Annotated in this window: 9 protein-coding genes; 2 read left to right on the top strand and 7 right to left on the bottom strand. The window is 45.1% G+C overall.

All coding sequences use genetic code 11. From position 1 onward, the window contains the following. Positions 1 to 7: 7 nt before the first annotated feature. From R9C00_08145 to R9C00_08115, 7 genes are all read right to left on the bottom strand, one after another. Entirely contained in the window at positions 8 to 889 is an 882-nt protein-coding gene (locus tag R9C00_08145) for a glycerophosphodiester phosphodiesterase family protein (GenBank protein WPO37418.1), read from the bottom strand. A gap of 8 nt (positions 890 to 897) precedes the next feature. Next, complete coding sequence (locus R9C00_08140; GenBank protein ID WPO37417.1) at positions 898 to 1866, bottom strand: MoxR family ATPase; 969 nt, start codon at positions 1864 to 1866, stop codon at positions 898 to 900. A gap of 343 nt (positions 1867 to 2209) precedes the next feature. Beyond that, positions 2210 to 3562, bottom strand: a complete 1353-nt coding sequence (locus tag R9C00_08135) for a peptidylprolyl isomerase (GenBank protein ID WPO37416.1) — start codon at positions 3560 to 3562, stop codon at positions 2210 to 2212. Next, positions 3546 to 4415 carry a peptidyl-prolyl cis-trans isomerase gene (locus tag R9C00_08130; GenBank protein WPO37415.1) on the bottom strand — a complete coding sequence of 290 codons (870 nt, stop codon included), beginning with the start codon at positions 4413 to 4415 and terminating at the stop codon, positions 3546 to 3548. Before R9C00_08130 ends, R9C00_08135 begins: the two co-directional genes overlap by 17 nt. 110 nt (positions 4416 to 4525) lie before the next feature. Continuing rightward, positions 4526 to 5509, bottom strand: a complete 984-nt coding sequence (locus tag R9C00_08125) for a DUF2027 domain-containing protein (protein ID WPO37414.1) — start codon at positions 5507 to 5509, stop codon at positions 4526 to 4528. Positions 5510 to 5555: 46 nt separating this feature from the next. Further along, on the bottom strand, positions 5556 to 6464 hold the full coding sequence (locus R9C00_08120; GenBank protein WPO37413.1) for a patatin-like phospholipase family protein: 909 nt from the start codon (positions 6462 to 6464) through the stop codon (positions 5556 to 5558). A gap of 309 nt (positions 6465 to 6773) precedes the next feature. Then, the gene (locus R9C00_08115) at positions 6774 to 7157 is read right to left on the bottom strand and encodes an ester cyclase (protein WPO37412.1); all 384 of its coding nucleotides are present in this window, start codon (positions 7155 to 7157) and stop codon (positions 6774 to 6776) included. Positions 7158 to 7577: 420 nt separating this feature from the next. On the opposite strand from R9C00_08115, the gene R9C00_08110 reads away from it, so the two are divergent. Both R9C00_08110 and R9C00_08105 read left to right on the top strand, forming a co-directional pair. Further along, the gene (locus tag R9C00_08110) at positions 7578 to 7994 is read left to right on the top strand and encodes a hypothetical protein (GenBank protein ID WPO37411.1); all 417 of its coding nucleotides are present in this window, start codon (positions 7578 to 7580) and stop codon (positions 7992 to 7994) included. Between the two features lie 324 nt (positions 7995 to 8318). After that, positions 8319 to 12887, top strand: a complete 4569-nt coding sequence (locus R9C00_08105; protein WPO37410.1) for a GDSL-type esterase/lipase family protein — start codon at positions 8319 to 8321, stop codon at positions 12885 to 12887. Positions 12888 to 12936: the final 49 nt, after the last annotated feature.

The raw sequence follows: 12936 nt of genomic DNA, 5'->3' as shown, positions 1-12936 counted from the left end.
CATGCTCTTAATCTTTAAATTCAATTGCCCTATCTGGATAATCGGTGATAAGTCCATCTACGCCCCACTCTAGCAATTGGAGCATATCACTTTTTTCGTTGACCGTCCAAGGCACTACCTGTATCCCTTCCTCATGTAGCTGATTAACATTTTCTTGGGTGATGAGTTTGAAATGTGGACTGTAAATGGCGGGGGTAAAGCCAAGGGCTTCAACATTTTGCTCCCAACTTTCTTCATTTCCTACCAATGCGGCCAAGGTATATTCGGGGTATTTCTGGTGCCAGTATTTTAAGATCCTGAAGTCAAAACTTTGGATGCAAAACCGTTCGGCAGGCAATACGTCACTAATGGTTCTGTACACAAAATCTGAAAAAGTTTCGGGGGAAGGATGGAATTTGTAATCTCCTTCCACACTAGATTTGATCTCTATATTGTACATCAGCTCTTTTCCCGAAGCTTTGGATGCTTTTTCCACCTCGGCTATCACCTCAGAAAGCAACGGCTTGTACACAGACATTTTCTCTTGCTGGGGAAACCTAGGATTGCCTAAAGAACCACAGTCAAACTGGCGGATTTGGTCATATGTTCGGTCATAAATATTATAGCGATCTCTGTCTTCTTCTATCTTCTCCCCATCGGGGTCGAGACAAATGGAGGAGTTGAACCAAGGCTCATGCGACACCACTACTTTCCCATCTTTGGACACCACTACGTCCAGCTCTAGGGTGGTCACCCCTATCTCTACAGCTTTTAAGAAAGCTGGGATCGAATTTTCGGGTAAAAGCCCTCTTGCCCCTCGGTGGCCTTGGAGGTCGAAATCATATGTAGGATTGGAACATGCTGCCATAGCTATGAAACAAAGCAAAAGTTGGACTCCTATTTTTTTCATTTTGCTAACTATAAAAGTTCGCTTATTAAGTTTTCAATCGTAAGACCTTCCGCTTCTGCCTTAAAGTTGCGAAATACACGGTGTCTCAATACAGGAATAGCCATCGCCTGAACATCTTCTATATCTGGGGAATACTTTCCATTGAGCAAGGCATTGCATTTTGCCCCCAAAATGAGGTACTGCGAAGCCCTTGGACCTGCTCCCCATTCCAAAAATTCATTAGCTTCTTTTGAAGCATGCTCGGTATTTGGGCGGGTTTTTCTTACCAAAGAAACCGCATATTCGATCACATTATCAGGCACAGGAACTTTCCTTACCAAATTTTGGTAAAAGATGATTTCTTCTGCTGTAGTGATTTTGCTTACAGAAGCTTTCTTGTTAGAGGTTGTCCCTTTCACCACTTTTATTTCAGCATCCAACGATGGGTAATCTAAAAGAATATTGAACATAAAACGGTCAAGTTGCGCTTCTGGAAGTGGATATGTTCCTTCTTGCTCAATAGGGTTTTGCGTAGCCAAAACAAAGAAAGGTCTCTCTAGCTCAAAATGCTTTCCTGCTACCGTCACCGAATATTCTTGCATAGATTCCAACAAGGCAGCTTGGGTTTTGGGAGGCGTACGGTTGATTTCATCGGCAAGGATGATGTTGGCAAAAATAGGTCCTTTTATAAAGTTGAAATTCCTGTCTTTGTCCATCGTTTCCGAACCCACTATGTCCGATGGCATAAGGTCAGGGGTAAACTGGATCCTGTTGAAGTTAAGATCGAGTACCGCAGCCGTATTTTGGATAAGCAAGGTTTTAGCCAAACCGGGCACACCCACCAACAGACAGTGTCCTTGGCAAAAAATAGAGGTCAGCGTAAGCCTGATCACCTCTTCCTGCCCAATGATCACTTTAGATATTTCATTGGAAAGATTGGTATATGTTTGTTTTAAAGCGTCTGCAGCTTCTTTATCTGAACCAAATTGAATAGCCATTCTTCTACTTTTTTTAAAGATTAAGGTTTATCTGAACTAGGGATTCCCAAGTGGAGAAAATGATTTACGAACATACCTTTTCTCAAAAATCTAAGGTTAATTTATAGGTTAATATTTTTACCAAACGATTCTTTTATATTCTTTACCTAGGCAAACAATAATAAGGCAATTTCTTTAAAAAACACACATTTTACCTACATTTAGCACCTTCTTACAAAGATTTTAACAATTTGTGAAAGTTAACATACTCGCTGTGTGCACATAAAAAAAACCAGCTTCACTTCGGAAACCGGTCTTTCTCAAAACTCATAAGTCTTGAATTTGTTTTTTAAGTTGACTGAAGCTACAGCTCTTCTAAGATGTTACAATTCCCATAATCATCGTAAACCTCAATATACACTTCCTGCTTAGCCTCTTCTAGCCATTCTTCCACAGCTTCTGCTCTCTTCCTGTTCATAGTGGCGGCATATAGCTTTTGATAATCTTCTTTGAGGTTTGCATAATGAGGAGGAATATACTTATCGTAATAAATCATCCTCACCGCAGCCTTTCCATCTTCAGTTCGGTACTGCATAGGGGCACTCACTTTTCCCACTTCCATGGTATCGATAGTAAAGAAAATAATCGGGTCTATCATGTCGGTAGCCACAAAACTGCTTCCTGTGTTTTGGTCTTTAAAATAACCAGCATTTGAGCGAGTAGCTTGATCATCGGAAAATTCCTTGGCCGCATTTTCGAATGTTAGGCTATCACCCAAAACTTGATTACGAATACTGTCCATCAACTGCATGGCTTCGGTAACATCAAAGTCGTTAGATTTCGGGCGGATCAAGATGTGCCTTGCTCTAAAGCGTTGCCCTCTTCTCTCCAAAAGTTGGATCATGTGGAAACCAAATTCAGACTCTACTGGGTCAGAAATCTCATTTATTTCCAACCTAAGTGCCGTAGCTTCAAACTCAGGAACGAGCTCTCCCCTACCGTGCCAGCCCAAATCGCCACCTTCACGAGCCGAACCAAAGTCTTCGGAATTTTTCATAGCCAACTCGGCAAAATCTTCTCCAGCTTCTATCCTCGCTTTCAAACCATATAACTTTTGCTCCGCCTTGTCTTTTTCACTCTTGCTCACCTCTGGGAACTTCACTATCTGCCCTACTTTCACCTCAGCAGGCAAAAATGGAATACTATCTTTAGGAATCTGGTTAAAGTATTTTTTAACTTCAGCCGGAGTCACATTGATATCGGCAGTAAGCGTTCCCCGCATTCTTTGGGTAGTAAGCTGTTCAGATACTTGGTCGCGAAGTTCTTCCCGAAGAACCGTTAGCTTTTTACCTAAAGTCTGCTCCAATTTATCTTCTCCTCCAGCTTGCATGATAAAGTATTGCATCCTTCGGTCAAGCTCCACATTCACCTGCGACTCATCTACCACTATGGAGTCAATTTCAGCCTTGGCCAAAAGGATTTTATTTACAATTACTTGGCGCAAAATCTCACATTTAGGATCTGGACCTAATTCTTCGCCATTGCTCAATAGCTGGTAATACGTGTTCTCCACATCCGATTTCAGTACGATATGGTTATCCACCTTGGCTACTATTCCATCCACAAAAACGCCTTCCCCTTGGGCAAAAGCCGAAAAACCCAAAAAGAGGCTCAACCCTACGGTAATAGCCAATGATTTTTTACTGGTAAACTTCATACGATTTATTTTTTTCTGCATTCTCGTAAACTTCATTTTCTAAGTCTTTTCTCAAACCCACCATTCTTTTGGTAATGAGCGTACTTTTAATCTGCTCCCTAACAAACTCAAGTGGCGATACCTGATCGGTAATTTTATAATCATCTATTCTTAAAAAATAAGAATAAAGCGAATCGCTTACTTCCAAATATTTGTTCCTTTCAAGCAGCTGAACAGGGTTGGCCGCACCCGAAACAAAAGGCGTATTGTACACATACTGGTCAAAATCTATCCAGTTCGAATCGTTGATGCTGAAAGACTCTGCATAGCTATAAGCATAAGAGCGGAGCTTTTCAAGGTCATTTTTATCATTGGACCTGAGCCAGTTGCTTACCCTTTTTAGCCTTGGGGCCTCGTTGGGTATTTTTAGGTACGAGCCTTTAATGATATTCTGCTTCAGTTGGAAATTATCAAGGTTTTCCTCATAATATTCCCGGATTTCCTCTTCCGAAATAGCCGTATCGAGCTTTAGCTGAACAAACTGTTTTTCGTATCCATATACTATCAGCTGATACCTATAATCCAGCACCCTTCTATCTATTTCCGCTTCATCGAACTGGTAGTTTTCCTCGGCAGATTGTAACATAAGCTGCTTCTTCACCCAAGAATCTACATACCTGCCAATGATGTTGGCACTGTCCTCCGAACTCATACTTTTATCAATAAGACCTCCTAAGTCTCTTTGATAAAGGTACACATCGCCTACCCTGGCAACTGCATTTGTTATATCTTCCTCTTCTTCTTTATCACTAAACTTGAATTGATCGCATGAGCTTATCAAAACCAGTAAAGCCAAGTATATAAGCTTATTCATCTAGTATAGATTTGTATGATTTGATTCAAAAATAATGAATAAGAAGCTAAGAACTATAATTCATTATTCTTCTCAATGGATGCCTAGCTTTCTCAAATTTTAAGCTTTTCCTATTTTATTTTTGCCAAAGTGGCTCCATAGCCAAACTTTTCCTTCCTAGCATCTTGGAAAAAATCTACGTTTTTATTCCTTCCTAGTCTCTTTTGGATTTCCTTGCGAAGCGTTCCGCCGCCAACTCCGTGGATAAACACCACCTCGTCATAGCCAGCGATAATGGCTTCATCAATCTTCTTTTCAAAATGGAGCAACTGCACCGCTAATCGGTTGTTTTCCGGGATCTCATTTATGTTCTTCACAATCGCCTCTAGGTGCAAATCCACTTCCAAGGTTTTTCCAGCTTTTGAGCCTTTTACTTTAGGCATCACAGAACTACTTTCTGCTTGCTGACCCGAAAGCATTTTCTCCTTCATTTTCTCGGTTTCCTGCACGCCTATGTTTGCATCTACTTGGAACAGATAAGCTTCTTTTTCAAGAATAGGCGCCATATTCAAGCTTTTGAAAAATGTAGCAGCTTTAAATTTCATACGCCTGAGCAAAGGCTCTTTGTATTTGAAATACCCATACGAATGATACAGTATTTGCAACACCATAATTGGCCACCGCTCAAACTTATCGATGTTTACTTCGTGGATTTTGGTAGAAGATTTGGGCTTGAGTCCACCAGCAGTCAAGCCGTAATAATTCCGCTCTTTTTCTTCTCCAAAAGTAAAGGGAAGGTGCAAATCTGTATTATTGATCAAATGCATCTCCAAAAGCTTGTCATTCTGCTTGGTAAATGCCACAAAAATCCCTTTATCGACCCTGATGGTATTACTAGCAGAGCTTTGGCTAGCTGCCGTAGCTTTCTTCACTGGTTTAGGCTTTGCGCCAAAAGCTTTATTTTCCGCTTCTGACACCACTACCAAATCCCTTTTCATAAACGGGATTCTAAAACCGTCTTCAATCTCCACTTCTACCTGGTCGCCAGGCATTATCTTCGTCACGAAGCCCTCTTCTACACCCGCCAAACTCCGCACTTTATCTCCAATATTCATCCGAAATCGTATTTATTGTACTTGCTAAATTCAAAAAAGCCTTCCCTTATGAAAGGCCTTTTGCAAAAATACGCCTATTTTCCGAAACCGACTGCGTATTTTCATAAGCATTCGAACCAGCCTCTATCAACTCTGCCGAACGGTAAAACTCAAAAGTGCCACAAGCTTCCCTAGAAATATCTATCAGCAAATCTGGCTGATGGGCTTTGATAAGCATATACGTAAGGGAATCTTGGGTAAGATCGTACGATTTGGAGAGCAGTTCGAAGAAGCCCATTTTCTTCACCGAAGTTGTATTTTTGGGCACTAAACTTTTCCACTTTTCTTTAAAAAGCTTCATCGCCATATTGTATTTCCTGTCCTCTTCTTCCTGCACTTTGGGCTTGGCAAAAGGACGCTCGTACGGAATATTCGCATTCACATTCACCACAACCAACAAATCGTTTTCCGAGCGGCTCACCGCATCTATGGGAAGCGGGTTAAGCACTCCACCATCAATCATCGGCTTTTTCTCCACATAAAAGGGAGTCATTACCGTAGGGATGGCGATGGAAGCACGCATGGCATCGAAGAGTTTTCCTTCTCTGAAAACCACTTCCTTTTTTTCCAAAATATCGGTAGCTACCGCTGCATAAGGAATGGAAAGTTCTTCTATATTCGGATCGCCTATCAGCTTTTTTATCTCGTTGAACACCTTTTCTCCACGTATCAGCCCATTGCCCGTAAGGGTAAAATCGACCAAGTTGAATACGTCCACCTTGTCGAGAGAGCACATCCATTCCTTAAACTCATTCAGCTTACCTGCGGCATACACCCCGCCTACCACAGCGCCCATGGAAGAGCCTGCCACCGAACCAATTTCGTAGCCATCTGTCAACAATGCTTCAATTGCTCCCACATGAGCCATCCCCCGAGCACCTCCGCTAGAAAGCACCAACGATACTTTTTTTGACATATCAATTGCGTTTAAATCACTCCTTCAGAGTTTTTTACATTGAAGTTGCCTAAAGTAAAGCCTTTCGTCTGCAAATGGCTGGTTTTGTTCTATGCTTCCGCAATTTCTCCTTAAATAATCACCATTATTCGTCGGTGCGACCGATCCGAGTCAAAAATTGTATCGCCTAAACCAAAACCTGCTCATTTTCGACATGAAATCACTTACTTTAGACAACTTCATTAAAAAATCAATTTCGACGGTCAGAAAAGGCAGGTAAAATTTCTGTAAAGATAACATGACTTTGGCAAAGTTGTAATAATCCTTTAGCTAAACCATTCCGTTGCTATGCTTCATTGAAGCCGGCACTTGCTGGATAGCATCCCAATGTTCAACAACTTTCCCCTCGCCATCGAACCTGAAAAAATCCATGGTCACATATTGGTCATTTCCCGGCCATGTCTGGTGCGTATGCAGGGCAACCAAATCGCCCTCGCCCACACTTCTCACAAATTTGATAGACTTTTCGGGGTACTCACGCTGCATTTTCTCAAAATAAGCGATAAAGCCTTCTTTTCCATCCTCCACATCGGGGTTGTGCTGAATATATTTTTCGCCTACGTATAGCTCTACTGCTTTTCGAGGCTCGCCTTCGTAAGCCATTTTATAAAAGGCAATTGCGTTTTTTTTGTTCTGTTCTAATGTATTTTCCATAACAAGCGATTTTAGTTTTTTCGAGTAACAACTTTAAGTTAAAAGAGAGCAAGAGCATGTTTAAAATTTAGGTTTTCAAACGAAAACGTTCGTTGCGGCGGCGGACCGCTTTTGGGTTCTCACGAAATAAGAAAATTTTAGAATAGCAGCGCTATTCTAAAACACTACCAACTATTTTAATAGTTATTGATAGTTATACTGTGTTGATTTGATCTTATAGTCTTTATAACAATTGGAAGATGATTTAAACATTTAATTTTATTTCAATTATTAAACAATTGTAAATTTTTATCCCCAATAACACTTTTGTGTATTATTATTAAAAAACAAAGCTTAACTTGCGATAAGTAAAGCTTAACCTTTTCCCCTATATAAATCAGCAACTTTATCAAACAAAAATGTAACTCAAACAACTTTTAAATGCCTCTAGAATTATTTAATTCAAATTTATATTCACACTGCAATTTTCAAGTTGCCCTAAAGAAAATTCATCTTTTTAAAATATCAACTAGATTTTGTTCTTTGGAAAATGGCAATATTCAGGTTTCTGAATTGATTAATCCAAACTTATACGAAAGCAAATTGCATAGCTTTTCCATTTTTTTTGAGAACCGTACCATTTTAGAATATTTATACCAAAACGATAATCTACAAAAGCTGCTTAGTAATTCACTTTGCATGACACTATTAAAAAACATACTTAGCCATAGTTATTTGATAAATGCCAAAGAATTGAATGCTAGAAATGAATTGAAACAACACCTTGAAAAATTACATATTTATTACACCATTAAATCAGGTGTAGGATTATGGTTTAAGAAGAGGAAAAGGTTATAATGCTTTACAAGAGTCATTTGGCAACTCATTCACTACAACCAAACTTATTAGTAGAAAACATCGACCAAAATCCAGTTACATCCAAAATCAAAATGTTCACTTCCAAGGAATCATAGACTCACTCAGAGAACAGGATTTTTCCTAAACTCTTTAATATCATTGATTTACTCATAACTAATGATGTATCACAAAGGACATTGCAAATATTTACCAATTGTTAATCGAGAATATACTTCAGAAATGTAAAAATTTTCATCCTCCTTCGGCATCCTCAAAGAGGACTTAATCATAAAGGAAACGAACTGTTAACAAGAATTTTTTGAAATGAAAAAAACTACTTTGTTGCTATGTTGGCTCATTGGTTTAGCAATTGGATCTCAAGCCAAAAACCACAACCTTAATACGCCCTTCGGCTACAAAACAAATACTCTGAAAACCACACAAAAGGAATACCAATACTATCAAATTGGGTATGAAAACCATGTGACTTCCAGTGGAATTCCATCCTCTAAGGATATGGAGCAATCTTTCTATATTAACTCGTTAATTGCTTTAGTTCATTCGGACGTTAAAACTATCGAAGAATTTAATCCAACTATTGATGATGAAGTTGATATTATAGACAAGGTAAATTATCCATCATTCATCCCTTCGTTCAATAGTTATAACGAGCCCTCAACCTCTAATTCTATAGAGGAAGTAGTCCGTAGCGTCCACGTGAACTTCCACGGCGGCGCGGACGGGGTCGCACTCGCGCCGGCGCCCTGGAACAACGTCACCGGCGCACCCACCGCGGGCAACTCCATCCCAGACATGCTCGACCACACAGGGGCGAGCAGCGGGATAGGCATCGAGCTACTCGACACATGGGACCTGGAGGGGAACACGGGCGCAGCCTCCGGGGTATACCCCCCCGAGGTGACGAGGAGCTTCTACTTCGAGAACGACATGGCCACCAAGCGGCTGAAGGTCAGCGGGCTGGACATTACCAGGACGTACAGCTTCGAGTTCTTCGCCAGCAGGGCGGGGGTCTCCGGGCAGCGCCTCACCCACTACACTATCGGGGCGCAGACCGTGAGCCTGGACGCGGTCAACAACACGGGCGAAGTCGCACGCATTTCCGGCGTACTGCCCGACGCAAACGGGGAGGTCACCATACAGGTCGTCAAGGACGCAGCCTCCTCGTTCGCATACATCAACTCCCTCGTCATAGAGGAGAACGGAGTCGTGGACGCGCCCACAAGCGTCACCGCGCACGGCGACTCGGAGGCCACCGCAGAGATCGCATGGGCCTACGACCACGCCGGGGCCACCGGGTTCGAGGTCCACAGGTCCCTCGAGCTGGCGGGGGGGTACGCACTGGTGGGGACCACCGGCGCTTCCGAGCTCGCCTACGCGGACACCGGACTGGAGGAGGGCACCACCTACTACTACAAGGTCAGGGCCGTCAAGGGGGCGGGGCACTCCGAGTTTAGCACTGTAGTATACACCATTACAAAGGGAGGGCTGCGTGTGATCCACGTGAACTTCCACGGCGGCGCGGACGGGGTCGCACTCGCGCCGGCGCCCTGGAACAACGTCACCGGCGCACCCACCGCGGGCAACTCCATCCCAGACATGCTCGACCACACAGGGGCGAGCAGCGGGATAGGCATCGAGCTACTCGACACATGGGACCTGGAGGGGAACACGGGCGCAGCCTCCGGGGTATACCCCCCCGAGGTGACGAGGAGCTTCTACTTCGAGAACGACATGGCCACCAAGCGGCTGAAGGTCAGCGGGCTGGACATTACCAGGACGTACAGCTTCGAGTTCTTCGCCAGCAGGGCGGGGGTCTCCGGGCAGCGCCTCACCCACTACACTATCGGGGCGCAGACCGTGAGCCTGGACGCGGTCAACAACACGGGCGAAGTCGCACGCATTTCCGGCGTACTGCCCGACGCAAACGGGGAGGTCACCATACAGGTCGTCAAGGACGCAGCCTCCTCGTTCGCATACATCAACTCCCTCGTCATAGAGGAGAACGGAGTCGTGGACGCGCCCACAAGCGTCACCGCGCACGGCGACTCGGAGGCCACCGCAGAGATCGCATGGGCCTACGACCACGCCGGGGCCACCGGGTTCGAGGTCCACAGGTCCCTCGAGCTGGCGGGGGGGTACGCACTGGTGGGGACCACCGGCGCTTCCGAGCTCGCCTACGCGGACACCGGACTGGAGGAGGGCACCACCTACTACTACAAGGTCAGGGCCGTCAAGGGGGCGGGGCACTCCGAGTTTAGCACTGTAGTATACACCATTACAAAGGGAGGGCTGCGTGTGATCCACGTGAACTTCCACGGCGGCGCGGACGGGGTCGCACTCGCGCCGGCGCCCTGGAACAACGTCACCGGCGCACCCACCGCGGGCAACTCCATCCCAGACATGCTCGACCACACAGGGGCGAGCAGCGGGATAGGCATCGAGCTACTCGACACATGGGACCTGGAGGGGAACACGGGCGCAGCCTCCGGGGTATACCCCCCCGAGGTGACGAGGAGCTTCTACTTCGAGAACGACATGGCCACCAAGCGGCTGAAGGTCAGCGGGCTGGACATTACCAGGACGTACAGCTTCGAGTTCTTCGCCAGCAGGGCGGGGGTCTCCGGGCAGCGCCTCACCCACTACACTATCGGGGCGCAGACCGTGAGCCTGGACGCGGTCAACAACACGGGCGAAGTCGCACGCATTTCCGGCGTACTGCCCGACGCAAACGGGGAGGTCACCATACAGGTCGTCAAGGACGCAGCCTCCTCGTTCGCATACATCAACTCCCTCGTCATAGAGGAGAACGGAGTCGTGGACGCGCCCACAAGCGTCACCGCGCACGGCGACTCGGAGGCCACCGCAGAGATCGCATGGGCCTACGACCACGCCGGGGCCACCGGGTTCGAGGTCCACAGGTCCCTCGAGCTGGCGGGGGGGTACGCACTGGTGGGGACCACCGGCGCTTCCGAGCTCGCCTACGCGGACACCGGACTGGAGGAGGGCACCACCTACTACTACAAGGTCAGGGCCGTCAAGGGGGCGGGGCACTCCGAGTTTAGCACTGTAGTATACACCATTACAAAGGGAGGGCTGCGTGTGATCCACGTGAACTTCCACGGCGGCGCGGACGGGGTCGCACTCGCGCCGGCGCCCTGGAACAACGTCACCGGCGCACCCACCGCGGGCAACTCCATCCCAGACATGCTCGACCACACAGGGGCGAGCAGCGGGATAGGCATCGAGCTACTCGACACATGGGACCTGGAGGGGAACACGGGCGCAGCCTCCGGGGTATACCCCCCCGAGGTGACGAGGAGCTTCTACTTCGAGAACGACATGACTGCCAAACACTTAAAGGTGAGCGGGCTGGACATTACCAGGACGTACAGCTTCGAGTTCTTCGCCAGCAGGGCGGGGGTCTCCGGGCAGCGCCTCACCCACTACACTATCGGGGCGCAGACCGTGAGCCTGGACGCGGTCAACAACACGGGCGAAGTCGCACGCATTTCCGGCGTACTGCCCGACGCAAACGGGGAGGTCACCATACAGGTCGTCAAGGACGCAGCCTCCTCGTTCGCATACATCAACTCCCTCGTCATAGAGGAGAACGGAGTCGTGGAAATATCGCCAAATAATCCTCCTGAAATCAGTCAATTAAACTTTGTATGTGCACCAATTAATACTTCTTCGACTATTAATATTACTGCAAATGATTTAGATGGTGTAGATTTTCTAAATGGAGGCAGCCCAGATTGGACCAATAAAAAAATAGTAGTGTTAGGCTCTTCTACAGCAGAAGGGCATGGTCTAAGTAATTATGCAAATGCATGGGTTGGAAAATTAGAAAGTTATGTAACACAATCAGGTACTGGTGAGGTAATAAACTTAGCTCGTGGTGGTATTACTTCGGATGTCATACTACCAAGTGGGGATGGCGATATTAATATTGATAAGGCACTTACACTAAACCCTGATATCATTATTGTAAATATGCCTACAAATGATGTAGCAGCAAATATCCCTGCTAGTATTACTATACAAAACTTAACTACTGTCAAAAATATTGCTAAAACTAGTGGCGCCCTATTTTATATTACTACTACCCAACCCAGAAACTTCAGTGCAGGAGATACCGATAAAAGAAATGAGCTCAAAAACCAAGCTCAGCTATTCAGGGATAATTTTGGAACTCAAATAATTGATATTTATGATGAATTAGCTGATGAAAGCAATGATTTCACGATTAAAGCTCGATATGCTGCTACTGATGGGATTCATTTAGTTGAAATTGGACATGCCTATATCTTTAATGAGGTAATTGCAAAACTGAACGAAAAATTAACTTTCACTGCTACAAATTTACCAACTTTTGCAACCTTAAATCATATAGAAAACGGTCTTATTGAGCTAGTTCTTACGCCAACTACAGAAGATCAAGGCACTTATGAACAAGTAGAAGTAGTTGTGACGGATACTTATGGTGAATCGAATATAACTACATTTGATATTGGGGTACACTCAGGAAGCACAAATGAACTCTGGGCAATTGCAAATGGAGATTGGAATGACCCTTCTACTTGGTCAATCACTGAAGGAGGAAGTGCAGGCAATATAGTACCAGATAAAAACACCAAAGTAAATGTAAAGGGCTTTCAAGTTACCATCTCTGACACAAGGCTTTGTTCTGGGGTCAATATCTTTGATATTTCTGAAGCTACCTCAACACTTATCATTAGCTCTAGCGCTAGGCTAGATGTGTATGGCACTGTAATGTTAACCAAAGAAGGCTCCCATGAGGCCAATAACGCAGGTCTTACAGTCAACGGGAAAGTCGAGTGTTTAGCGCCACTAAGCCCATGCGGTAATTAAGTAAGTGGACAAAAGAAACCGTATAATAAAAAAGCCTTAAATTAGCTTG

This window comes from Flammeovirgaceae bacterium SG7u.111 (assembly GCA_034044135.1).
GTDB lineage: Bacteria > Bacteroidota > Bacteroidia > Cytophagales > Flammeovirgaceae.
The sequence above is the reverse complement of the archived record's forward strand: the minus strand, read 5'-3'. Positions and strand labels throughout refer to the sequence as shown.

What these genes read in the sequence shown, in the direction of transcription:
- R9C00_08105 (WPO37410.1), top strand. Translation starts at nt 8,319, where the DNA reads ATGAAAAAAACTACTTTGTTGCTATGTTGGCTCATTGGTTTAGCAATT.
- R9C00_08110 (WPO37411.1), top strand. Translation starts at nt 7,578, where the DNA reads ATGCCTCTAGAATTATTTAATTCAAATTTATATTCACACTGCAATTTT.
- R9C00_08135 (WPO37416.1), bottom strand. Translation starts at nt 3,562, where the DNA reads ATGAAGTTTACCAGTAAAAAATCATTGGCTATTACCGTAGGGTTGAGC.
- R9C00_08120 (WPO37413.1), bottom strand. Translation starts at nt 6,464, where the DNA reads ATGTCAAAAAAAGTATCGTTGGTGCTTTCTAGCGGAGGTGCTCGGGGG.
- R9C00_08115 (WPO37412.1), bottom strand. Translation starts at nt 7,157, where the DNA reads ATGGAAAATACATTAGAACAGAACAAAAAAAACGCAATTGCCTTTTAT.
- R9C00_08140 (WPO37417.1), bottom strand. Translation starts at nt 1,866, where the DNA reads ATGGCTATTCAATTTGGTTCAGATAAAGAAGCTGCAGACGCTTTAAAA.
- R9C00_08130 (WPO37415.1), bottom strand. Translation starts at nt 4,415, where the DNA reads ATGAATAAGCTTATATACTTGGCTTTACTGGTTTTGATAAGCTCATGC.
- R9C00_08145 (WPO37418.1), bottom strand. Translation starts at nt 889, where the DNA reads ATGAAAAAAATAGGAGTCCAACTTTTGCTTTGTTTCATAGCTATGGCA.
- R9C00_08125 (WPO37414.1), bottom strand. Translation starts at nt 5,509, where the DNA reads ATGAATATTGGAGATAAAGTGCGGAGTTTGGCGGGTGTAGAAGAGGGC.